Here is a 23,377-nt window from a genome sequence, read left to right as displayed (position 1 = left end):
TCTTTGTGACAATTTTTCACACGAACTCTCCAATTACATTCATTGTGTTTGTAATAGATGTTAGGACGTGCGAGATTTTATTTACATCCTTAATTGCAGATTCAATGTCTTTGTTTGTTTTTTCTAGACTTTCAATTGCGGTCGCATACTTCTCGTTATCTTTTTCAATGTCGAGGGCGATCATTTTATTTACCTGCTTTATAAATTCCTTTTGCTTTGCTCGGAGTTCTTTTTTTTCTTTGCCCTCTGCTTTTTCTACCAGCATCTTAAGAGCGTCTAGTATATCTAAGTAATTGATTTCTTTTTTTCCCATGGCGGATTCCTTATTTTAAGATGGCTCTGTAGTCTTGCACTGCTTTGACAGTATTTGCAAATTTGACAATGTCTTTGGCTGTGTAAACTTCGGAACGAAAAGATTCGAATAACTCGGTATTAGCCTGTTTTAAGATCAAAATTGATTTTGCAATTTCAGGAAGAATCGTTTCTTTTTTCTGAATATTTTTTTCTGCTAAATGAAATGCAGACAGAGCTTTTATTTTTACTTTTTCAGATTTGCCTTCATTCGGATCTAATTTTTCATCTGCGCTTAACTGTAATTCTTCTCCCGTTAGAATGTAGGCAGTGGCAAGTCTTCCACCTTTTGGATCAAAGTCTTTTGCGAGTAAATCGCAGAGTGTTTCAATTTGCTCTTTGGAATCTAGAATGATGTCTTTGATTGAATCTTTCTTTTTGTATTCAGTAAAAATTCCTCCGAAGAGACGAATTGCTTCGCCGATAGAGTTTAATTTTTTTTCATCAATCTTTCTATGATCCGAAGAAAGATTCTCTACTGCGAACAAAAAATTCTGAGTTGCTCGGTCTAATTCTTTTTGAGATGCGTCAGATGCAAGGGCTAATAGTAATTTGGCGTAAGAGCGGATAGCAGCGATTGCCTTCAAGCGAATTGAAATTACTTTGATATCGAATACTCCGTCTAGATCTTTGTATTCAGGTGCGTCTTTCGCGGAAGCTTCCTCTTTTGGTTTGCTAGAATTTTCCAGTCGTATCCGAGTGAGATTCATTTGGATTGTAGAATTTCGCATGGAAATCAATTCATTTGAGCTTACATTCGCCATGCTCACGGCTGTTTCTCCAAAATTTTGCAAAGCTCTTTGCTGTGATTGAGTGATTGAGCAGTTAGCTGAGATTACGATGCTACAAAAAAAGATTGCAAGTTTCAATTTTCCAACTGAAAAAAAATTATTTCTCATTAAATTTCTCCTGAATTAACATATATTTCATTGTAAACTAAATACCAACTAAAATATAGCACTTATGAAAAAAATTGCTTTTAACTTTGTTCATCCTGTAAGATAATGGGATAATATCTTTCTATTTATTAAACTGCGAGGAATTCAAATTTATGAATAAAACTATTATTGCTTTTTTACTTACAGGTCTCGTTTTTCTGCCGAGCTGCCGAAAGCCTTTGGACAGAATCGAAACCAAGCAAGAAAGAAAGGACAATAGTCTTTCTGCTCTAGTAGTTTTTAGTCTAGGTGACTCTAGAATTGTGCATGTAGATTTAACAGAAGAAAAGGCAGTCCTTGGATCCGCCTTTAAAACAGGCGACAAAATCATCACCGGACCAAAATCAAAAGTCGATATTCAAATTGGCGAAGGGACTGCGGTTCGACTGGGTCAAAATACTAAACTCGAATTTTCCCAGCTTCTCCAAAACCCAAACGGCAACGCCGAAACAAAGCTACTCCTTTCCAACGGAAAAGTATTTGCTAAAGTAAACAAAGAAAATAAAAACGATGCGTTTGCCATAGCAACACCTACTTTGAATTCTGTTGTGCGGGGAACAGAGTTTATCCTCGAAGTCACCAAAGATGATTTTGGTGTGGTGAAAGTAGTTTCCGGTTCGTTGTCTGTAACTCCGCGTGTTCCTTTCTTCGAAAAAATTCCTTTAGAAGAAATCGAAAAAAATGCCGGACTAAAAAAAATCAACCAGACCTTGCAGGGCGCTGAAGTAATTCTAGAAAAAGACCAACAAATTGCGATATCAGCGAATGACAGAGTGTTAGCCACTGAAAAACTAGATAATAAAACAATTAAAGACATCATTGCGCGGCTAACAGAAATTGCCACTGAAAAGCCAGAGCCAGCAGAATTTACAAAGAATGAACAACAGGAAGTGAAGACTATTGTATCTGTTGATCCAAAGGCAGCCAATGAAATGATTCGCTTGAATGAAGAATTGAGTAGCGGTCGAATTGATGAAGCGAAAGCAGAAGAGCTTGAGAAAAAAAGAAGTGTTCTTGAAAATCAGGTGAGTTCTAAACAAGATATCGAAAAAATTAAATTCAATGAGTCGATTGTAGTAGAGCCAAAGCGGTTACAGTCAAATCGTGATATTGTAAAATACTATGAGAGAATTGAAAAGATTATTTTAATCAACGGCAGAACAGAAGTAGGCGCTATTATCAATCAAGAAGATTCGATTATGGTAGTGCATACTGAAAATGGAATAGTTCGAATTAATACAAATGAAATTGTAGAAGTAGTTTACGATTACCAAACCAAATACAAATTCTAAATGGCGGGCTCTACATAGTCCTGGTGCAATACGCGAATAGATTCAATTAGTTCTGTGGTGTCTAGCTGCAGAACTTTATTCTTATGATAGATTAGTATTTTATTTTTACCAAATTTTTCGGAGTCAGCCCATTCAATATCATCGCTGATTATTTTTTTGGTCATATCAAAAATAATTTGCTTAATATCATAATTGCAAATCTCTCCTTCAATTTTCGGAAGCTCTCTAGATAGAGAATCGTAGATGAGACTACGAATATGAATTTCATCAAAAAAAACATTTACCTTTAACATGATTATTCGTGATTCAAGAAATTGGCTTGCTCGTCTGCATGGTAGGAACTTCTTACCAGTGCGCCTGATTCTACATGCTTGTATCCGAGAGACAATGAATATTTTTTTAATTCGACAAACACTTCCGGCAATACAAACTCCTTTACGGGGTGGTGAGTTGGAGTAGGTTGCATATATTGTCCTATGGTCAGCATACTAACGCCGTTAGCCCGTAGGTCTGCAATGCATTCTTTTACTTCTTCGATTGTCTCACCAAGTCCAAGTATAATTCCACTTTTGGTAACAAATCCATGCTCTGAAATATCTTTTAATACACGAAGAGAAGTTTCGTAATTTTTAGCCGGTGCTACTTCTCGAAAAAGACTTTTCACTGTTTCGATATTGTGATTGATAATATCAGGTTTTGCAAAATAAATCATATCGAGTGAATCTCGTTTTGCTTTTAGATCGGGAATGAGAAGTTCAATTCTACATTCGGGGCTACGCTTTTTTATCTCAAGCACTGTTTCTTGAAAATGCATAGCGCCACCATCCGAGAGATCATCGCGGTTAACGGCTGTTATCACCACATAACGTAGTCCAAGAATTTCTACCGACTCAGCAATACGGATTGGCTCATCTCTATCAAGTGCGTTTGGTTTTCCAGAAGCAACATCGCAATAAGAGCATCTTCTCGTGCAAATATCGCCGGCTAACATATACGTTGCCGTTTTCCTTGACCAACAATTGTTTAAATTCGGACAAGAAGCACTCTCGCAAACTGTATTTAGTCTTGTTTGGGTGAGATTGTTTCTTACTGCCAAAACAGGATCAGATTCGGTGGGAAAACGAAGCTTTACCTTAAGCCATTCTGGCTTTTCAGGCACCGGGTTTAATTGTTTCGTTCTTGGCTTTTTCTTTAATGGATTCATAGTGTAATGTTTAGACCATGCTTAGCAGTTCATTTTTGAAATCAAATAGAATAAATCTCTTTGCACGAGAGTCTCGTTTGAGAAACTGGATAAGAGTTCATCCTATGACAGATAATAAAAAAACAAACAAATCCTATAAGCCTGATAAGAAATCCTCCTCTTCCAGTGAAAAAAAGAATTACAAACCGGTCAATAATAAATTTACAAAAGACAGGAATACTAGTGGCGGGAGTTTCAAAAAGTCGGCAGGCAAGCCCAGTTTCTTTGGGACAAAGTCAGCAAACGATGACTCAGAATCACCTAGACGAAGTTATAGAAAAGATTCTCCAAATAATGATGGAGAAAGAAAGCCATTCAGCCGTGGACCTCGCCGCGAAGGCGGAGAGGGGGGAAATGATCGTAAGCCGTTCAACCGAAGTTTCCCACGCAGGGACGGCGAAGGTGGTGGCGAAAGAAAACCATTTAGTCGTGGACCTCGCCGCGAAGGTGGAGAGGGTAATGGCGAACGTAAACCGTTCAACCGAAGTTTTCCACGCAGAGACGGCGAAGGTAGTGGTGAAAGAAAACCATTCAACCGTGGACCTAGACGTGAAGGTGGAGAGGGTAATGGCGAACGCAAACCGTTCAACCGAAGCTTTCCACGCAGAGACGGCGAAGGTAGTGGAGAAAGAAAACCATTCAACCGTGGACCTAGACGTGAAAGTGGCGAGGGTAATGGCGAACGCAAACCGTTCAACCGAAGTTTCCCACGAAGAGATGGCGAAGGCAGTGGCGAAAGAAAACCATTTAGTCGTGGACCTCGTCGCGAAAGTGGAGAGGGTAATGGCGAACGTAAACCGTTCAACCGAAGCTTTCCACGTAGAGACGGAGAAGGTAGCGGAGAAAGAAAACCATTCAACCGTGGACCTCGCCGCGAAGGTGGAGAGGGTAATGGCGAACGTAAACCGTTCAACCGAAGTTTCCCACGTAGAGACGGAGAAGGTAGCGGAGAAAGAAAACCATTCAACCGTGGACCTCGTCGCGAAGGTGGCGAGGGTAATGGCGAACGTAAACCGTTCAACAGAAGTTTCCCACGAAGAGACGGCGAAGGTAGTGGCGAAAGAAAGCCATTTAACCGTGGACCTCGTCGCGAAGGTGGAGAGGGTAATGGCGAACGTAAGCCATTCAACCGAAGTTTCCCACGTAGAGACGGAGAAGGTAGCGGAGAAAGAAAACCATTTGACCGAGGACCTCGCCGTGAAGATAGAGAAGAGGGTAACGAACGTAGACCATTTCCAAGGCGAGAAAGAGAACCATTTAGAGAAAGACCTGTGGCTTCTTTTGATGGAGAAGAATTACCAGAAGCTCCACCAGAAAAAAGAGAAGTTCGAAGATACACAATTGATCCAGAGGAAATGAAACAAAAAACATTTCCAAAGACAAACAAGAAAATAAAAGTCCGTAAAGATAAAGAAGAAGGAATTTTACAAAGTAAAGATGATGAGAAAGCAGCACTTTTAGCAAGACTAAAAGAAGATTCCATTACAGGAAGCGAAAGAAATTTTACAGATGGAACGGACCAAACGGTTTTTCGTATTAACCGCTTCTTAGCCAAGTCCGGACTGGGTGCTAGACGAGATGTAGAAGATTATATTCGCTCTGGACAAATCCGAGTCAATGGAGAAGAGGAAACTTCTCTTTCAAGAAAGATTGATATTACAAAAGATACTGTTGAATTTAACGGAGAAAAAGTCGAACTCGTTTCGGATAATACCATTTTGGCGCTCAATAAGCCTGAAGGATATCTTTGTTCTCATCATGATGTCCACCACGATAAGACTGTGTTCAACTTACTACCACTTAAATATAAAAAGTTTAATATGGCAGGTAGACTCGATTTGACTTCGAGAGGATTAATGATATTTTCCGCTAACGGAGATGTGCTCAATCAAATCTCTCATCCTTCCTATGATGTAAAAAAAAGGTATCTTGTGCAGGTAGATAAGCCAATTCAAGAATCTGATTTTGTCGAGTTATTTCTAAGAGGAGTGGAAGACGATGGAGAATTCCTGCGTGCTAAAGAAGTGAGCATCGTCGATTCTGAAACCTCTACAATTTCCATTATGCTCCAAGAAGGAAAGAAAAGACAGATTCATAGAATGTTCCAGGCGATTGGCTATAAAGTCGTTGACTTACAAAGAGTGCAAATCGGCAAATTACTGTTAGACGATCTAGATTTACCGGAAGGAAAATTTAAGGAAGTAAAACTCGAAGATATTTTCGGATAGGAGTGAACCGTGAGCTTTTTAAGCATCAAATTCTTTTTGCTTTTCTTAGTTGTGTTCTATACTTATTGGAATGTAAACAATAAGTTAAAACGTTTGATTCTTTTGATTTCCTCCTGTGTTTTTTATAGCTTATTTAGCTTTAATTTTTTGCTTCACTTTTTGTTTGTGATAGCAGTGAATTTTTTATTGATTCGATTTACACAGGAAAAATCTTACTTTCTAAAACTGACGGTGGGTTTTAATTTACTGAACCTATTCTTGTTTAAATACTTTTATTTTTTCTTAGAGACGATTGGGTATTTGACGGGAATAGAAATTCTAACTCGCAAGTCGGACCTCAATCAATATTTCAGCAGTATTACGCATATCGCAAATTTCGAAGTCATTTTACCTGTGACGATTAGTTATTATACCTTCCAGTTGATTTCGTTATCCGTTGATTTACAAAAGAAAACAATCGAAAGAGCAATTTCGTTTTATGACGTTGCGTCTTACACCTTGTTTTTTCCTGTGATGATTGCAGGACCGATTACTCGTTTTAAAGATGTAGTCCCTAAGATGGAGTCTCCTACTTTGACTAAGGAAGATATGTTCGAAGGCTTGTGGAAAATTTTACTCGGACTTACTAAAAAAATTGCTCTCTCTGATTCGATTGCAACTGTCATATATCCAATTTTTAAAGAGCCAGAGAATTATTCTGGACTTTCTATTTTGCTTACCTGTTATTTTTTTGCAATTCATCTCTACCTTGATTTCTCAGGGCTAACGGATATTGCACGTGGACTAGGGCGGCTACTCGGATTTAACCTCCCTGAAAACTTCAAGGCACCGTTTTTCTTAAATAGCTTTTCGGACTTTTGGAGAAGATGGCATTTAAGTTTTTCTTTTTGGATTCGGGATTACATCTATATACCGCTTGGTGGCTCGAGAGTAAGTGAAACAAGAGGTTACTTGAATCTTCTAATAACCTTTATATTAGGTGGGCTTTGGCATGGGGCGAGTATGAATTTTATCATGTGGGGATTTTTGACGGGTGTATTTCTTTCGGTTGAGAGATATATGGAAGTAAAGAAAATCAATCTTATCCCTGAGAACAAATTCAAACCATTTCTAAAATTTCTTTTTGTATTTCATGTGTATATGATTACCTGGATTTTATTCTTCACACAATCTCTATTAGCCGCAGCTACTGTGATTTGGAGAATGATTAGTTTTCAATCTGGAATTCAAATGCGAAATATCGAAATGGGGCTTTATATCATATTATTTGCAATGCTATTTCATGTTACTGAGGAGTTTCCCGAAAAATTTGAACGATTTGAAAAATGGAAACGCTTTTTACTTCCAATATTTTCTCTAGCCATTGTTTTATTAATTTTAAACAACAGTGGCAATAAGGATTTCTTCTATGAAAAATTCTAGAGTCTTTCTTTATTATCCGCTCTTTTTCTTTTTGGGATTACTGGGTCTTGATAAAATATTTACAATAGACTATTTCAAAAATAATTTTTTACAAACCGGTAATATTGTTTATTATAAACATAGACCATTGCTATTTGAAAAATTAAAGGCAGACAAATCAGAGAAAAATCTTTTAATTGCTTTCGGCGACTCGCGAGCTTACGCCTATTCAGAATTAGCCTTTGGAACAGATAAGGAAAGAAAAGAGAAATATTCCATTTATAATTTTTCAGGACCTCAAGCAGTTCCTGCCTACACTTTGTTTTGGATGGAAAAAGTTGTAGAGGCAAAGCTTCAACCTAAATTGATTTTCTTCGTAGTCAGCCCAGAAGGTTTTGATGATTCAAAAGGACTTATGCATGATCCATTTCTACGCATGGGTGCCGATGATGAGTTTGTTGGTAAGTATTGGAAGCATATTCCTTCGGATGATAGGCAGGAATTTCTTTTAGATAAAATGGTATCCTTTCGTAGACTTGAGTTTAATTATAAATTGCTCTTAGAAAGAGTAAAGAGTCGCAAGTTAAAAGAATATGATATTCGGTATAATAGCGAGTTGCCGCTCTTGGATATTTCGAAAGGTTCACAACTTGCTTATATGAGTTTTGTAAACGATGAAAAGCGCCTTGAAGCCGATTCTCTTCGAATGAAAAATATTTATCTAGGAAGTAATTTTAAACAAAACGAAACACAGTATTTTTATACAGAAAAAGTCTTAGAATTAGCAAAAGCAAACAACATTAAAGTATATTTAATCTGGCCTCGAGTCTATAAAACCTATCGCAAAGAATACGAAAAGTTAAATCTAAAAGACAGTTTCGGAAAGCGAATGACTGAGCTTGCGGACAAATACGGTATGCGCTTTTATGATTTGAATACCGTTTCTGATTGCGATGAATTCTACGATGCTTCTCATCAATCTGTTTCCTGTTATGGTAAAATTGTGAATTTCTTTGTGGATGAGTTTGAGGGAGATAAGAATTTACCACCGATGACACCGATAAAAGAGCGATAAAAAAACGATATGGTTTCAAACCAAATTGGGAATATTCTACTTATAATCGATCCATTCTTACGTGAGCCAGCAAACGATGGAATCAATCTGATTTCAGAACTCTTAGCAGAAATGCAAAAAGAGAAGTACTTTGAGGTTTATACGGAAGTCTTCTTTCCTTCGCATAGTCGTGAGACGCTAAGGCAATATTTAGAATCGGTGACTAAAAGAGGAAAGCGGGTAATCGGTGTTATATCTTTAGGTAGTTATGCCAATGTCACCGACAGTCTAGAATGGGTGAATATGTTCGGTCGAGATCTAAAAGAATGCGTTATTGAAAAAGGAATTCCATTTCTAGGAATTTGTTTTTCGCATCAATTATTTGGATGGCTCTACGGGGCTAATGTGGATTATGTGGCAAATAGAGAAAATCTTCCTGAAAAGAAATACAATGAGTTTAGAAAAGTTACTGTGTTGAATGAAAGATTGAAGTCAATATTGGGAGAGGCTAATTCCTTTATATCACATGCAAAGCATGAACAAGAAGTAAAAAATATTCCAGAAGATCTAGAACTTACTTGCACAAGTGAGCATTGTGAGATTGAAGGGCTTGCTCATAAAGTCTATCCTGCTTTTTCTTTTCAAACTCATCCCGAAGATTTTCATGAAAGTAGGGAAGGTTGGAATTTGATTTCGAGGTTTATTGGTTTTTTTATTATGGTGTCGGTGTCACCCCCTAAATCTTCTGTAGGGGGTCTCAAGAAGTAGAGATTCCCGATATCGCTTGGCGGTAGTGAGCCACGCGAAAGGGGGGAGAATTCGGGAATGAACAATATATGAAAAATAGTCTATACTTATTATCCGCTACTCTCATCTTCGGATTTCTTTTTATTCTTTGGAATTATGCGAAGGGATTAAAAGACTCGCCGAGAGAAATATGGATATTATTTTCAGCAAAGCTTTTGGAGTATGCTGCCTACGGGGCATCAAATATGGCTTTTGTTTTGTATTTGTCGAAGGATTGCGGATTAGATGATATAGCCGCTGGGTCTTATATTGGAACATGGTCTACTCTTATGACTTGTATCTCTATATTAGTTGGATCAGTTGTGGATGCAATCGGTGTTAAACGAACTCTTCTCATAGGAATGGGTGCAATGCTTTTAGGTCGCCTTGTAATGCCGTTTACCAACAACCTAATCGTTGTTAGCCTGTTTGCATTTATTCCAGTGGCGATTGGAAATGCTATTCTCGTTCCTGTCTTATCCGTTGGGATAAAGAAATATACGACAAGTGAAAGCACTGCTTTAGGCTTTGGATTGTTTTATACTTTGATGAACGTTGGCTTTGCTCTTGGAGGTTATATTTTTGATAAGGTGAGAGAAATTTTCGGAGAGCATACAATCCAAATGATTCCCGTTGCAGGAATTGAAATTTCTACCTATCAAATTATTTTCTTAGTGAGCTTTCTGATTACAATTCCCTCTATGCTTTTAATTCTTGCGATGAGAGATGGTGTTTCCCTTTCCGAGAGTGGGGTAATTAGTGTTAGTCAAAGAGAAACAAATGATTTGAATTTTATTAAATCCTTATTTCAAGAATTAAAAAAATCTTCGATTGATACGGTTTCGATCATGAAAACTGTATTCCTTGAAAAAGCTTTTTGGACTTATTTATTCATGCTGGGAATTTTAGTTTTTGTAAAACTTGTGTTTTACCATTTTAATTATACATTTCCAAAATACGGCATACGGATATTAGGCGATGGAATTAAAGTAGGAAGTATTTATGGCATTTTAAATCCTGTGATGATTATTTTTCTAGTTCCACTCATTGCTCATTTTACAAGGCATATTAAATCTTACTATATGCTGATAGTTGGAACTGTCATTTCTTCCATTTCTATTTTTATTGCGGCGATTCCGAGTTTCTTTTTTGAGCCTCTTGTTAAAACATGGATTGGGAATTTAATCCTTGTAGATTGGCTTGATCTAATTCCAGAGAGGCAAAATCCAATTATCCTCGGACTTGTCTTCTTTATTGTAATATTTACTATCGGCGAAGCGATTTGGTCACCTCGGCTCATGCAATTCTCTGCTGAAATTGCACCCCCAGGACGAGAGGGAACGTATATTGCTCTTTCCTATCTTCCTTATTTTCTAGCTAAGATGATTGCGGGTCCTTTGTCCGGTTGGCTTTTGGCTATTTATGCGCCGGAGGGTGCAAAAGATTATCCAGATCAATATATGATTTGGATTTGGATTGGCGGCATGACAGTATTATCCCCAATTGGACTTGTTGTATTTCGAAGACTTTTTACGAGAAGGGGAGAAGTTCTGCCACAGAGTCACTGAGGTGCAGAGATTAAAAATCGGTGACGCTAATTGCTATAAACTCTTTTCCTAAATGTTTCATATCTTTCATTTTTCGCTTAATCTAATTAACAGCGGGAGGGTTGTAAATGCATTATAATTGATGCTTGGATTTAAAGTCATATTCTAATTATTGAAACACTTGGACTCTGGGAACATTTCTTTGTTTTTATTCCTTTTAGTTAATCCATTTATATAAAGCTTGCTGATGTTGATTTTGTCTCTTCAGAGTGATGGAGGGAAGATATAATCCATTTTTTCATTTCGTCGATGAATGAATTTTCCATTTTCATTTTTAAGCTTGGTTGTATTGTCTTTAGAAATTTGTGATTTTTTCTTTACGGATCTTTTTTTGATTCCATTATAGTAGTATCCTTCTGCATAGTTTAAATTGATTTTATCATGATAAAAAGTCAAGAATGAATGGAATTTTTACTCGCAAATGATATTGGCTGGCTTACGATGAAAACAGGGTAATAAATAGCCTAACATCTATATACTAACGATATTTCCTGAGTCACAATTCTCTTGTCTTTCGATTGCGATGTAATGGTCATAAGGGTTAAAGCATGATTGATATTGGAACAGCTAGTATCTTTTTCTGTTTGGCAGTTCTTAATACAAATGACAAGTAATCAGAAAATTTTAAGCATTAAGTAATGCGACCAATTCTTCATTCACAATTCAACATTCCAAATTAGCCATTCCCCAAGCTCTTCCCATCTTTTAAACTTAACGTCAATGAGTGCGTCGGTTTCTACTAATTTGGCGCTAAGAGTTTCTACTTTTTTAAAGTCAGAATGAAAAGTAATCAAATCTTCTTGAATCTTTGCTTTTTCTTTTTCTAGATTTTCAATTTCTTTTTCGAGTGATTTTAATTCCTTTTCTTCTTTGAAGGAAAGTTTCTTACCAAGTGGCTTATCAGAAGTAGCCGTATTCGTAGACTCTATAGGCTTTGTTTCTGGTAGAGTTGAGGTAGTTGTTTGTTGGGTAGTCGTTGGATTAGCATTAGACTTTTGTTTTGAGTCTGATTTTGGTTGGTTCAAATACTCCGTATAACTTCCCGAAAATAAGTCAATGTTTCCTTTTCCATCGAATATGAGTAAGTGATTGGATACTCTATCCATGAAGTATCTATCATGAGATACTGTTAAAACACAGCCTGGAAAGTCTAAAAGAAATTCTTCTAGAATAGAAAGTGTCTTGATGTCGAAGTCGTTTGTTGGCTCATCTAATATTAAGAAGTTGGGGTTATGCATGAGTATCTGCACAAGGTAGAGTCTTCTTTTTTCTCCACCGGAAAGTTTTTCGATTGGCGATGATTGCATCTTAGATGGAAATTGAAATCTTTCTAACATGAGACCCGCACTCAGACGGTTTCCATCTTCGAGTAATATGTATTCGCCGGCGGTCTTTTGAATGTATTCTAGAACACGCATGGATTGTTTTAGTTCAATATTGTTTTGGTCGAAGTAACCGAACTTTGTATTGATTCCAGGGCTAACAGAGCCTGAGTCAGGAGTTAACTTTCCTGTTAAGATGTTGAGTAATGTGGATTTGCCGGCACCGTTTGGTCCCACAATGCCCAATCTTTCGTAGTGTTTGAATGTATAAGAAAATTTATCTATGAGCTTACGGTCATTAAACCCTTTTGTGATATTATTAATTTCTAAAATTTTCTTTCCAATTTTCTTTGGGTCAACTTTAAATGTGAATGCTTCTTGCTGAACCATTTTCTCGCGATTGACTACACCTATGATTTTATCCGTTCTTGCTTTTTGTTTTGTTCCACGGGCTTTCGGCTGACGTCTTAGCCATTCTAATTCTACTCTTAGAAAACTTTCTGCCTTTGCTTCTTTTCTTGCATTGGCTTCATCCATCTCGACTTTCTTTTCGAGATAATAATTGTAATTCCCTTCAAAGAGAGTCGACTGGGGAAGTGCAATTTCTAGAATTTTATCAACAACCAAATCTAGGAAATAACGATCGTGAGTTACGAGGAGCAGTGCTTTGTCCATCTTGATTAAATAATTTTCGAGCCAGAGAATTGTTTCTACATCTAAATGGTTAGTCGGCTCATCTAATATTAAAAGATTGGCATCATCAATTAAAGTCTGCACTAACTCTACTTTTTTTAACATTCCGCCCGAAAGTTCCGACATACGGCGATTTAACCCTGAGATGCCTAGCTCGTTTAGAATAGATTTAATTTGATCTTCATATTCCCAGGCATTTGCCTTGTCCATTTCTTCCATTATGTCGTGGAATTCTTTTTCTAATGCTTCGCTCGAATCTGTTTCCATTTGCTCTGAAATTTGTTCGTAGCGTTTAACAAGTGTTAGTGCCTTACTTTTTCCTTTGAAGATATGTTCGAGGATAGTGTCATTGGGATCGAAGGGAGGATTTTGTTCGAGGGAAGAAATCTTAAGCGAGCGGTTTTTGTAAATAGCCCCTCCATCTGCGTCTTCTAAATCTTTTACCATTTTTAGGAAAGTGGATTTTCCCGAGCCATTGATTCCGATGATGGCAATTTTTTCGCCTTCATTTAATCCAAAGGTTAATTCACGAAAAAGTTCTTTCTCGCCTGCTTTTTTTGAGAGTTTGTCGACTGATATTAGATTCATATTACCTTTGTCATAATCGTATAAGAGAGAGGGTTGACAATCTTTATTCCTTTACAACTTTTGGAATTCTATCAACTTGGAGAGAGCTATGAAAACTAAGGCAAAGGAAAAATTAGTAAAGAGTCCAATCGATAAAAAACAGATAAGGAAAAAGAAACCTCAATACGAAGTGAGTCTTGCGATTGCCGGTGGTGGCTGTAAAGCGTTATACGCAATGGGTGTTGGTTACAAGCTTCGAAAATGGGGGATTCAGATTAAAGAAATTTCTGGTGTGAGTGCGGGAGCTGCGATGGCACTTGGAATTCTTTCTGAGAGCGAAGATGAATCCATTGAATATTTCAGTGAGCTTACCAAAAGAAATAATTCGAATTTTCAAGTAATGAGTCTTTTTCAGGGCAAAAGTCCTTTTCCGCACGAAAATATCTACCGTCGTTTAATTCGTCATGGTATGAATTTGGAAAAAGTCAGAAAGTCAAAAGTAAAAATTTACATTGGGACTGTGCAAGCAATTCCTAAGAAGTCCGGAATTAATCATTATTGGGATATTGCCAAATTAGTTACAGAGACTACTCGCGCTTATCTTCTAGACGAAAATGATAAGGAGCAGGGAATTCCCTGTAGCCGCGTGAGTAAGATTATGGAGCGCTGGAATATGCAGACCATCATTTATACAAATAAAGATTTAAAATCTCCTGAGATTGTTGAAAGTATTATTCTAAATTCCTCCTCTATTCCGCCTGTCGTATCTTTTCAGAATAATAGCAAAGTTTACTTTCTAGATGGGGGATTAACGAACAATTTACTATTAGAAAAATTTTCCAAAAAGGCAAAGAAGATTGGTGTGTATTATGAAGATACTACCATTTTCGGGAAAGATAGAGCACTTCTAGAAAGCACGTTTCTAATAAAACCATCCCGCAAGCTTCCGATTTCATCGTTTGATTATACTGATCCGATTGCAGTGAAAGATTGCTATGAAATGGGAAAAGAAGATGTGGAAAAATTAAAATCAGAAATATTAAATTTTTGTAGGAAGGAATAATATGATTAGCCTCAGTGTAAATGTAAATAAAATTGCGACTCTTCGAAATTCGAGAGGAGGGGATATTCCTAATTTACTTACATTTACAAAAGTAATTATGGATAGTGGAGCGCATGGGATAACAGTTCATCCAAGAAGCGATGAAAGGCATATAACACGTAAGGATACAAAGGATTTAAAAAAATTTATTATAGAGTATAACAAAGAGTATTCGAAGAAGATAGAATACAATATTGAAGGTGCTCCTGACGAGCGGTTTCTTGACATTGTCCTAGAAAATCTTCCAGACCAAGCTACACTTGTTCCTGTGCGTCCGGGTGAGGTGACATCTGATCATGGCTTTGATTTAAAGAAGGAAGGAGAATCACTTTATCCCCTCATTCAAAAAATCAGATCGGCAGGCGTAAGAGTTTCTCTTTTTCTGGATACTAATGTATACAATATGCATTATGCGAAGCAAATCGAAGCAGATAGAATTGAGTTTTACACAGGACCGTTTGCGGAGGCGTTTGATTCCGGCAATGGTATGGATAGTTTTCTAAGTTACGAAAAAGCAGCATTAGCCGCAACAAAGCTAGGAATAGGAGTCAATGCAGGTCACGATTTAGATGAAAAGAATCTTGCTATCTTTAAAAAGCTTTCCGGTTTACGCGAAGTATCCATTGGTCATCGGCTAATGTCATTTGCCCTCCTACATGGAATGGAAAATGCAGTGAAGGCTTACTTAAAGGCTTTGAATGGGTGACCGTATAATCACTTACTCAACATTTTATCGACGCCTTTCCAATCTGCTGGTAGACCGTGCTTGTAGAGATATTTAATTTTACGAAGATATACTTCTGAGGGCTTATCTAGAATATTCTCCAGATAAATTTCTTTGAAGAGTTTGTGAGATTCTTTTAATTTCCCTTGGATGTAGAATTGCATTCCTTCTTCGAATTTTTGAGTCGTTCTTTTTTTGAAATCAAAAGTTTTCTCATCATCACCATCGAATACTTCGTATATACCAACAGATTCCTCTTTGCCTGCAACTTGAACTAACCCAATGAACCGCATATTGAATTGATTTATATTTTTAAGTTTTGATTTTGTTGTTTCTGTTATAAGCGTAGTTACCCCGTAAAATTTAGTTAAGCCTTCAATGCGAGAAGCCAGGTTCACTGAATCTGCAATTACAGTCGTATCCATTCTCTGGGATTCTCCAATTGTGCCTAACATTAAATTGCCGGTGTGAATTCCTATTCCGATATTTATGGGAGGATATCCATACGACAGTCTGTGCTGATTGTAAAGATTTAATTCTTTTCGAATACTGATTCCGGCTAATATCGCGTAATCGGGGTCTGTCGGAAAGATTGCCATAATTGAATCACCAATGTATTTATCAATGAATCCCTTATTCTCTCGGATGAGTGGTCCCATTCTTTTCAAGTAAGAATTGATGAAGTTGAACGTTTGACTTGGTGACATTGATTCACTTAGTTTTGTAAATGACCTGATGTCCGAAAAAAACACTGTCATCTCCTGGTTGACTTGGTCTCCAAGAGAAATTTCTGTGATACTTTTTTTATCGAGAAAATTTAAAAATTCAAAAGGAACAAATCTTCTCATTGAGTCTAGAAGCTCATTGATTTTTATATCGTAATCAACAATCGTCTCCGCCATATTGTTGAAGTTATTCGAGAGTAACCCCACTTCATCGGAGGATTCGATTCTAGAGCGAGCAGAAAAATCTTTTGCGCCAAATTGCAATACGACTTTATTTAATTCTAGAATTGGCTTTACAAAAATATTTCCAAGTAGTAAGGATGAAATGGATGTAATGATGACTGTAATAATTCCAATGATAGCAGATACGAGAGTGGATTTTTTCAATGCCTCTCGAATATTTGTATCTGTCATATCAATACCAAGCACAGCTAATTGAACTCCTGTCTTTTTATCGGTAATTGGTGAGTAGCCGGAAATGGAATAAGTATTGAACTCTGCGTCTAGACGATATTCTTTTTCTACAAGAGAAGTGTTTTGTTCAAAAGTCTTTCTTGCTTCCGGGAAGGGGGTAATATCGTATTTGCTCCCAAAAGTAGAAATTCCTTCTATTTTTTCTCCTTTAGATTTTTTCTCTAACAACTGTAAAACATCTGCGTCAGCCAAATAAAGAACCTCGTCCGGATTATCAGTCTTAACCCATATATATACGTATTGGATTAGATTTGGCTTTGAATTGCGTAGTGAATTGAGTGAGTCATAGACTTCCTTGAATTCTTTTGAATTTTGAATTTTTTCAGTCTCTTCTTCGTTCAAATTGAGCGTTAATTGTTTTAGCAGGTAATGGAGAGAATCCTGATCAATTAATTTTGATCCTAAATCGGAAGTGTGAATAAGTCGGTCGCGGTATTCTTCATACAATTCGTTTTGTAAAATTCGAAACGAAGTGTAAGCAAGAGAAACGCTGACTATCAAGCTAAGTATGAGCGAGCCTATTAAAATCTTTATTCTTAAATTCATTTTAGGTGTTGGCGTTTCCAAAATAAGATTAGAATGCTTGATTAACCAAGTCGGTCAAGACAATAATTGAATTTGTCAGTTCGAAATTTTCTGTAGGTAGATTAAATGCGTGTAGATATTTTCCAAAAAAAGATTAGGTCGAAAAATTAATAGGGCTTAATTTTTGTTTAATAGGCTTCTAAATTGCGCAAAGAATTCATCCTGTTCAATTAAGAGTTCGGAAGCTCTTTCTATGGCTAAATATAGATTAGGTTCTCTTTTTGAATTGGCTTTTTCCTTGTTTAACTCTGTAGTAAAATCATTGTAAGCCTTGAATGCAAGTTTTTTATTCTTTGCGGCAACGGCTTTCCTTAAATCTCTCCAGTGCTCAGTTAACTTATGGTTTAACGCTTCTTCTTTCTCTATGGGTTTGTTCTTAGTTAAATAAGATGTATCCCAAATTGAATAGAATAGGTTCGATTTATTTTTCTCTGTATAATAGTGATTTGTAAAATTGATTTTATTGCTTTGCGTTTTTGCTGCTAACTCGGAGATCATCTTATCGGATAGGCAATCGGGTAGAAATCCGTTTCGAATCGATTCCTGACTGAGTATTTTTTTTGAAATCAAATCTGATGTTATTTCATAGGCTGACTCTGTTCTCTTATTTCTGCACTCTAGTTCTAATTTTGTAAGCAAATAGCCAGTATCCGAAGAAGAAAAAACAAAAGTATTTGCAGATTCTAATTTTGCATTTTCAAGAAGTGATTGTCTATAAAGTTCAAGGTAAAGAGAATCCTTTGGACTTTGTAAGACTGCTTTCTCTGCAAACTTGGTTGCACTCGCAAAGTTTTTTATAGCGAACAAATGAGTTGCAAGGTTATAACAGGCATGTGGATCTTCTTTGTCATCACATCTTCTTTCGAGTGTCTTAATTGCCCAATCGCGCTCATCAGGACTTCCGTAAAAATTGAGAAGAACTTTTTCGTTTAACACAAGGTATTCCGCTTCGAGTCCAGGCGCAACGGTTTTCTTTACTTCGCCTGAACTACATCCATTCATCGAATATAAACAGGCGGACAATAAAAAAGACTGTAGAACTAAAAAAAATCCAGAAATAAGTTTTCTTTTTTTTCTACTCAAATATTTTTACCAATGCAGATTCGTATTTTTCTTCTAAAGAATCTAGATTTGCGACAGAGCCTAATCCATTGATTGTAATAGATTTTTCTCCTATTGTATTTCCGATTGGGTTAAATTCGAGCTTGTGCTTCTCACACAAGGTTTTTACCTTGTTTACATTTTCGGACTCGAAGGTAATTAAAACAGAAGCAGAAGTTTCTCCGAATAGAGTTTCATCTAAACGGGATTTACGAATTTTCGTTAAATCAAGGTTAACCCCGATATGAGAAGGAAATGCCATTTTGCAGATAGCCACGATTAGCCCACCGAGTGATAAGTCTTTTGCGCTAGAGATGAGTTTATTTTCATTTAATTCTAAAACTAGATTTTGCAAATTTAATTCATCTTCTAGAGAAAGCTCAGGAATTTCTCCCTTTGTGACGTTAAAGATTTCCTTTAAGTATTCACTTCCACCGAGAGTAGGTTTAAATCTACCAATCAAAGCAATAGACTGATTTGGTTTTGTAAAATAGTTTTTGATGTAGTTTGAGATATTCTCTATTAGCCCCACCATTCCGATGGTCGGAGTAGGGAATACCGGTCCTTCTGGTGATTCGTTGTAGAAAGAAACGTTGCCACCAGTGACAGGAAGCTTTAGATACCGACAGGCATCTCCGATTCCTTTTACACATTCTGAGAATACATAATAGTTTTCAGGGATATACGGATTTGCAAAGTTAAGATTGTTTGTAATACCGATTGGCTTAGCACCAGTAACGAATACGTTTCGGGCTGATTCACAAACTGCCCACATTGCACCCTTGTGTGGATTTAGATAAGTATAGCGCGAATTACAGTCAGTAGCCACAGCAATTCCTTTGTTCGTTCCGGGAACACGGGCTAGTCCACCATCAAGTCCCGGTCCTGTAATTTTTACAAGTCCGACATCCGTATCATATTGTTCATAGAGTGGTTTACGAGAAGAAATGTTTAAAGTAGAAATCATCTTCTCGAGAGCTATACGCACATTAGCCTCTTTTAAATCTTCTAAAGCAGCTACATCTAATTTGTTTTCTATATCTAAATAGGCAGGACGTTTTTCTTCTCTAACATATCTTGGAGCACCACCGCCTAATACAAGTGTTTGCGATGGAATTTCTGCTTTCACTTTTCCATCTTTTTTTACTCGTAGAAGTCCATCTCCTGTGACGACTCCAATTTCAACTGCGTTTAAATCCCATTTTTTGAAAATATCTACGAGTTCTTTTTCTTTTCCTTGCTTAGGGACAACAAGCATTCTCTCCTGACTCTCGGAAAGCATTGCCTCGTAGGCGTTCATTCCAGTTTCGCGAAAAGGAACTTTGTCTAAATCAATTTCCATTCCCGAGTTGCCTTTAGCCGACATCTCAGAGGTAGAACAAGATATACCCGCAGCACCCATGTCTTGGATTCCGATGAGTAAATCTTTTTCGATTGCTTCGAGAGTTGCCTCCATGAGAAGTTTTTCCATGAATGGATCTCCTACTTGGACAGCGGATTTTTTTTCTTCGCTTTCTTTGCTTAGATCTTTAGAGGCAAAGGATGCCCCATGAATTCCATCTCTTCCAGTAGTTGCTCCAACGATATATACCGCGTAGCCGACCTTTCCACCTGTGGTTGCTTTTGCCATTCCGTTTTTCTTTACAAGCCCAACTGTCATTGCATTGACTAAAGGATTTTTAGAAAAAGAATTATCGAAAAAAAGTTCTCCTCCACTAACAGCGATTCCGAGGGAGTTGCCGTAATCCGCAATTCCTTTGACGGCACGTTTGAGTAAGTATTCATTTCGTTTTAAATCCGGAAGACCAAATCGAAGAGAGTTGAGAGATATAAAAGGTCTTGCACCCATTGTGAAGATGTCGCGCATAATACCGCCTACCCCCGTAGCCGCTCCCTGATAAGGCTCAACAGCAGTTGGATGATTGTGGCTTTCTATTTTAAAGACAACTCCGAGTCCGTCTCCTATGTCGAGTGCACCCGCGTTTTCTTCGCCTGTTGTAGTAAGCATGAGGCTTGATTCGGTCGGAAGAGTTTTTAATTTTAAAATGGAATTTTTATAAGAGCAATGCTCTGACCACATACCAGAAAAAATTCCTAGCTCAGTGGAATTAGGTGTGCGTCCTAAAATCTTACAAATATCTTCGAATTCATTTTCTTTTAGTCCGTGCTCGATTGCGTCTTCAAGGGTTACTTTTTCTTTTTCCATGGATTGTTACTCGTCTCCGTAGTCTTCGTTTAAATCTTTTATTTTTAATTCTTCAATTCGTCTTTGTTTACGTTTTTCTTTTTTCACTTTTGTTTTGATAATTTTCTCGCGCTCTAAATGGATTTTACTTTCTTTTGGATTCTTTTTTTCTTCTAATTTATCACAGAGTATATCTCGCGCCTTATAGCGATTTAGCCCTTGCGTTCTATGAATAGAGCATTTTACTTCGATGCCTGATAGTTTGTGTTTTAAATGAACGGCTGTAGAAACCTTATTTACGTTCTGTCCGCCTTTACCGCCGGAACGTGTGAAGGATTCTTCTAAATCAGATTCTTTGATTTGAAGCTTAATCATACGTGCTAGCAATTGATTTTGTTTTTCGGGGGAAACAGGAAATGAAATAGACATTTTAATTTCCTAGCATATCAAAATAGGGAAAAGGTTTTCCGCCTGAATCGAGGCAAACAAACGTTACCTTACAGTTGATAACTTCATTTTTTACACGCGACTTATTATTGATAGAAATGCACATAGTTTTAATGGTTAAGGATGATTTGCCGGTCTTTTCGATTGCGGCGTATATTTGGATGATGTCCCCATTGCGTCCCGGATATTTGAAGTTAATATCATCCATGTGAACAGTGACGATATTCGTATAAGCAATTTTTTCCATTGCATAGAGGGCTGCTGCTTCATCAATCCAGGCAAGCATTATACCACCGAAAAGATTTCCGTGCGCGTTTAGTTCTTTTGACATCACGATATGCTGCGTGACTAAATCCATTCCTTTTAAATTCGGTTCAATTGTTTCCATTCACTTCACCAGAGAAGAAGGACAGATGTCGTTTAAAGGACAGCCTTCACATTCAGTTTTATGAGCCTTGCAAAACTTTCTACCTAAAAAAATTAAATACAGGGAAAAATCCATCCAGTATTGACGTTCTATTTTTTTCATTAAATCTTTTTCTATTATTACAGGATTTTCTGATTTTGTAAGTTTTAAAACATTCGAAATTCTTTTTACATGCGTATCTACAACAATTCCTTCTGAAATTTTGTGAATTTCATTTAGAATTACGTTTGCAGTTTTTCTTCCTACACCCGGAAGTTTTATAAGCTCTGCAATTGTTTTCGGAAGTTTGCCTGCGTGTTTTTCTATAAGTAAAGATGCGAAGCCTTGGATAGACTTGGCTTTATTTTTATAAAATCCCGTTGAAAAAATAAGTTTTTCAATTTCAGAGATTTCTGCGTTTGCAAATGCTTCTAGATTAGTAAATCTTTCGAAAAGGGCAGGGGTAACAGTATTTACCCTCTCGTCTGTGCATTGTGCACTGAGGATAACAGCAATGCATAGTTCATAGTCTTTTTTGTAATGAAGTGGACACGAAACAAATCCAAAGAATTTTTTTAGTCTTTTGTTGACTTCTGTTGTGAAGGGAAAATTGGGATTTTGCTTCTTAGGAACTACTCCTGTCACCTCGAACAGTCCTTTCGTGAGAGGTCTATCTTTCAAAAGAACGATAGTATTAAGTAAAACAGACCTCTCATGGTGAAGCTATTCGAGGTGACTGTATTACTGGCGCCGCTTTACTAATCTAAGCCGATTTAGCCGCTGTCTTAGCTTTTACAGTTTTTTTATAACCAACATGCTTTTTAGGAGCAAGTTGAGCTAGAGAACCACCATTGTCTTTGATTGCGGATTTGAGACCTTTTTTCTTTAGTGTTCTAAGAGCACGGGTAGAAATTTTTACAGCAACCCAACGGTTCTCATCTTCTAAGAAGATATTTTTCTTAACGATATTTACTTTCCAGATTCTTCTGGTTTTTTTATGAGAGTGAGATACAGCATTTCCGTAAGCTGTGCCTCTTCCTGTTACAACGCATTTTCTAGCCATAGTATTACCTTTATAAGCAGTTTTTTGAGATAGCCCTAAGAGTCAAGGGAAAAGAACGAAAAAAGGGGATTTTTAGAAAAAAAAGAATTGGGGTGGAGCAATCTCCCAGACCCCAATCTAGATAAACAAGAGGATTTATTAAAATTGAAAAAAAGTTTTAATAATACAACTTATAATGCAAGGTTTGTGCCAGAAGAAGGAAGATTGCCACTGAGTCACAGAGACACAGAGGAAAAGTATGGAATTAACTTGGATTTTTCATAAATGCATGGTTTAAGAAGAAAGGGAATCGATCTTAAGTGCTTATACATTAAGCGGATTGTATTATAAATAGTAAATTAGTTTTAGATTTATTCTAATATTAAACTGATATAAAGGCGACGTAAAAGCCACATAGAAGCCGACTTTGGCTTCTATGTGGCTTTTACGTCAGTCGAAGATCCCTTTTAGGTAAATGGAATTCTTAGACAGGATTCATAGGATTCTCAAGATAAGGAGATTTTTCGGATCATTTTTATAAAAAGTCAGAAAGACGAATGGAAATGCTCAATGGCTGAGGTATGGGGAGTAAATCAGACGCGGAATAAGTCTTTTCCTCTTTATACTCGCCAGCTTTCGGGTTTGTATATATTTCAATTTCCTTGGTAGATAGATTGATAATCCAATAGACAGGAACATTTGCTGTGGCGTAGATTTTTTTCTTTACCCTGTCCAAGTCAACAGTGGTATTGGAGACTTCAATCACCCAAAGTGCGGTTGTCGGGTGCTCAGAGATAAATTCCTTCTGCTTCCCCTTTAAAATGGCAAGATCAGGTTCTGGCTCTGAGTGTAAACTTTCGATGCTTAAAGGACTTTCCTGTCTAAGAAAATAGCCTACTGGCAACTCTTTTATGATACTGTCTCGCAAACTGTTAACCAAAATCGCGTGAATAGGAGATATAGTCACTTTTTTTACAATTCCTCCGAAAACGAGTTCCAAGTTTCTAGGGAGTAGTCCCGATTCCGAAAGCTCATGGTATTTTTCTATCGTAAATTCATATAAGCTCTTACTTAAGTTTGGATTTTCTAATACAAGGCTCATAG

The 23,377-nt window shown here is 37.0% G+C and carries 23 protein-coding genes; 9 read left to right on the top strand and 14 right to left on the bottom strand.

The features are described from left to right. Positions 1 to 16 precede the first annotated feature (16 nt). The gene (locus IPH52_12100; GenBank protein ID MBK7055770.1) at positions 17 to 313 is read right to left on the bottom strand and encodes a hypothetical protein; all 297 of its coding nucleotides are present in this window, start codon (positions 311 to 313) and stop codon (positions 17 to 19) included. Between the two features lie 10 nt (positions 314 to 323). Then, the gene (locus tag IPH52_12095) at positions 324 to 1,250 is read right to left on the bottom strand and encodes a hypothetical protein (protein MBK7055769.1); all 927 of its coding nucleotides are present in this window, start codon (positions 1,248 to 1,250) and stop codon (positions 324 to 326) included. A 152-nt stretch (positions 1,251 to 1,402) separates the two neighbouring features. Here IPH52_12095 and IPH52_12090 point away from each other — a divergent pair, with 152 nt between their 5' ends. Beyond that, on the top strand, positions 1,403 to 2,581 hold the full coding sequence (locus tag IPH52_12090; GenBank protein MBK7055768.1) for a lipoprotein LipL45: 1,179 nt from the start codon (positions 1,403 to 1,405) through the stop codon (positions 2,579 to 2,581). Here IPH52_12090 and IPH52_12085 read toward each other — a convergent pair. Together IPH52_12085 and lipA are read right to left on the bottom strand one after the other, a co-directional pair. Next, positions 2,578 to 2,874 (bottom strand): hypothetical protein, encoded by a 297-nt coding sequence (locus tag IPH52_12085; GenBank protein ID MBK7055767.1) that lies wholly within the window; start codon positions 2,872 to 2,874, stop codon positions 2,578 to 2,580. The genes IPH52_12090 and IPH52_12085 overlap by 4 nt on opposite strands. A 2-nt stretch (positions 2,875 to 2,876) precedes the next feature. Further along, complete coding sequence (gene lipA / locus IPH52_12080; protein MBK7055766.1) at positions 2,877 to 3,785, bottom strand: lipoyl synthase; 909 nt, start codon at positions 3,783 to 3,785, stop codon at positions 2,877 to 2,879. A 165-nt stretch (positions 3,786 to 3,950) separates the two neighbouring features. Between lipA and IPH52_12075 the strand changes: the two genes are divergently transcribed. The 6 genes from IPH52_12075 (at position 3,951) to IPH52_12050 (ending at position 10,861) form a co-directional block, all read left to right on the top strand. Beyond that, positions 3,951 to 5,183: a hypothetical protein gene (locus IPH52_12075; GenBank protein MBK7055765.1), complete on the top strand. Its 1,233-nt coding sequence runs from the start codon at positions 3,951 to 3,953 to the stop codon at positions 5,181 to 5,183. Next, on the top strand, positions 5,180 to 6,052 hold the full coding sequence (locus tag IPH52_12070; GenBank protein MBK7055764.1) for an rRNA pseudouridine synthase: 873 nt from the start codon (positions 5,180 to 5,182) through the stop codon (positions 6,050 to 6,052). Before IPH52_12075 ends, IPH52_12070 begins: the two co-directional genes overlap by 4 nt. Positions 6,053 to 6,061: 9 nt before the next feature. Then, the gene (locus IPH52_12065; GenBank protein ID MBK7055763.1) at positions 6,062 to 7,474 is read left to right on the top strand and encodes an MBOAT family protein; all 1,413 of its coding nucleotides are present in this window, start codon (positions 6,062 to 6,064) and stop codon (positions 7,472 to 7,474) included. Continuing rightward, the gene (locus tag IPH52_12060; GenBank protein ID MBK7055762.1) at positions 7,461 to 8,528 is read left to right on the top strand and encodes a DUF1574 family protein; all 1,068 of its coding nucleotides are present in this window, start codon (positions 7,461 to 7,463) and stop codon (positions 8,526 to 8,528) included. Before IPH52_12065 ends, IPH52_12060 begins: the two co-directional genes overlap by 14 nt. Before the next feature lie 9 nt (positions 8,529 to 8,537). Beyond that, a complete protein-coding gene (locus IPH52_12055) occupies positions 8,538 to 9,275 on the top strand; it encodes a gamma-glutamyl-gamma-aminobutyrate hydrolase family protein (GenBank protein ID MBK7055761.1) in 738 nt (245 codons plus the stop codon). 68 nt (positions 9,276 to 9,343) lie between these two features. Further along, positions 9,344 to 10,861, top strand: a complete 1,518-nt coding sequence (locus tag IPH52_12050) for an MFS transporter (protein ID MBK7055760.1) — start codon at positions 9,344 to 9,346, stop codon at positions 10,859 to 10,861. Positions 10,862 to 11,104: 243 nt separating this feature from the next. Here the strand turns inward: IPH52_12050 and IPH52_12045 are convergent, their stop codons facing one another. Further along, positions 11,105 to 11,296: a hypothetical protein gene (locus tag IPH52_12045; GenBank protein MBK7055759.1), complete on the bottom strand. Its 192-nt coding sequence runs from the start codon at positions 11,294 to 11,296 to the stop codon at positions 11,105 to 11,107. A 260-nt stretch (positions 11,297 to 11,556) separates the two neighbouring features. After that, on the bottom strand, positions 11,557 to 13,503 hold the full coding sequence (locus IPH52_12040) for an ABC-F family ATP-binding cassette domain-containing protein (GenBank protein MBK7055758.1): 1,947 nt from the start codon (positions 13,501 to 13,503) through the stop codon (positions 11,557 to 11,559). A gap of 88 nt (positions 13,504 to 13,591) precedes the next feature. Here IPH52_12040 and IPH52_12035 point away from each other — a divergent pair, with 88 nt between their 5' ends. Both IPH52_12035 and IPH52_12030 read left to right on the top strand, forming a co-directional pair. Further along, the gene (locus tag IPH52_12035) at positions 13,592 to 14,545 is read left to right on the top strand and encodes a patatin-like phospholipase family protein (GenBank protein ID MBK7055757.1); all 954 of its coding nucleotides are present in this window, start codon (positions 13,592 to 13,594) and stop codon (positions 14,543 to 14,545) included. Between the two features lies 1 nt (position 14,546). After that, on the top strand, positions 14,547 to 15,290 hold the full coding sequence (locus IPH52_12030) for a pyridoxine 5'-phosphate synthase (GenBank protein ID MBK7055756.1): 744 nt from the start codon (positions 14,547 to 14,549) through the stop codon (positions 15,288 to 15,290). 8 nt (positions 15,291 to 15,298) lie between these two features. Here IPH52_12030 and IPH52_12025 read toward each other — a convergent pair whose 3' ends face one another. The 8 genes from IPH52_12025 to IPH52_11990 form a co-directional block, all read right to left on the bottom strand. After that, complete coding sequence (locus tag IPH52_12025; protein MBK7055755.1) at positions 15,299 to 17,053, bottom strand: HAMP domain-containing protein; 1,755 nt, start codon at positions 17,051 to 17,053, stop codon at positions 15,299 to 15,301. Between the two features lie 156 nt (positions 17,054 to 17,209). After that, positions 17,210 to 18,175: a hypothetical protein gene (locus IPH52_12020; protein ID MBK7055754.1), complete on the bottom strand. Its 966-nt coding sequence runs from the start codon at positions 18,173 to 18,175 to the stop codon at positions 17,210 to 17,212. Then, positions 18,168 to 20,399, bottom strand: a complete 2,232-nt coding sequence (gene purL, locus IPH52_12015) for a phosphoribosylformylglycinamidine synthase subunit PurL (protein MBK7055753.1) — start codon at positions 20,397 to 20,399, stop codon at positions 18,168 to 18,170. The genes IPH52_12020 and purL overlap by 8 nt, the downstream gene beginning before the upstream one ends. Positions 20,400 to 20,405: 6 nt before the next feature. Beyond that, positions 20,406 to 20,807 carry a peptide chain release factor-like protein gene (locus IPH52_12010; protein ID MBK7055752.1) on the bottom strand — a complete coding sequence of 134 codons (402 nt, stop codon included), beginning with the start codon at positions 20,805 to 20,807 and terminating at the stop codon, positions 20,406 to 20,408. A 1-nt stretch (position 20,808) separates the two neighbouring features. After that, complete coding sequence (locus IPH52_12005) at positions 20,809 to 21,213, bottom strand: acyl-CoA thioesterase (GenBank protein MBK7055751.1); 405 nt, start codon at positions 21,211 to 21,213, stop codon at positions 20,809 to 20,811. Next, positions 21,214 to 21,885, bottom strand: coding sequence for an endonuclease III (nth, locus tag IPH52_12000; protein MBK7055750.1), 672 nt, complete (start codon positions 21,883 to 21,885; stop codon positions 21,214 to 21,216). Between the two features lie 109 nt (positions 21,886 to 21,994). Further along, complete coding sequence (locus tag IPH52_11995; GenBank protein ID MBK7055749.1) at positions 21,995 to 22,294, bottom strand: 50S ribosomal protein L28; 300 nt, start codon at positions 22,292 to 22,294, stop codon at positions 21,995 to 21,997. A gap of 514 nt (positions 22,295 to 22,808) precedes the next feature. Beyond that, on the bottom strand, positions 22,809 to 23,375 hold the full coding sequence (locus IPH52_11990; GenBank protein MBK7055748.1) for a Uma2 family endonuclease: 567 nt from the start codon (positions 23,373 to 23,375) through the stop codon (positions 22,809 to 22,811). Between the last annotated feature and the right edge of the window lie 2 nt (positions 23,376 to 23,377).

Source organism: Leptospiraceae bacterium (genome assembly GCA_016708435.1).
Classification (GTDB): domain Bacteria; phylum Spirochaetota; class Leptospiria; order Leptospirales; family Leptospiraceae; genus UBA2033.
The sequence above is the reverse complement of the archived record's forward strand: the minus strand, read 5'-3'. Positions and strand labels throughout refer to the sequence as shown.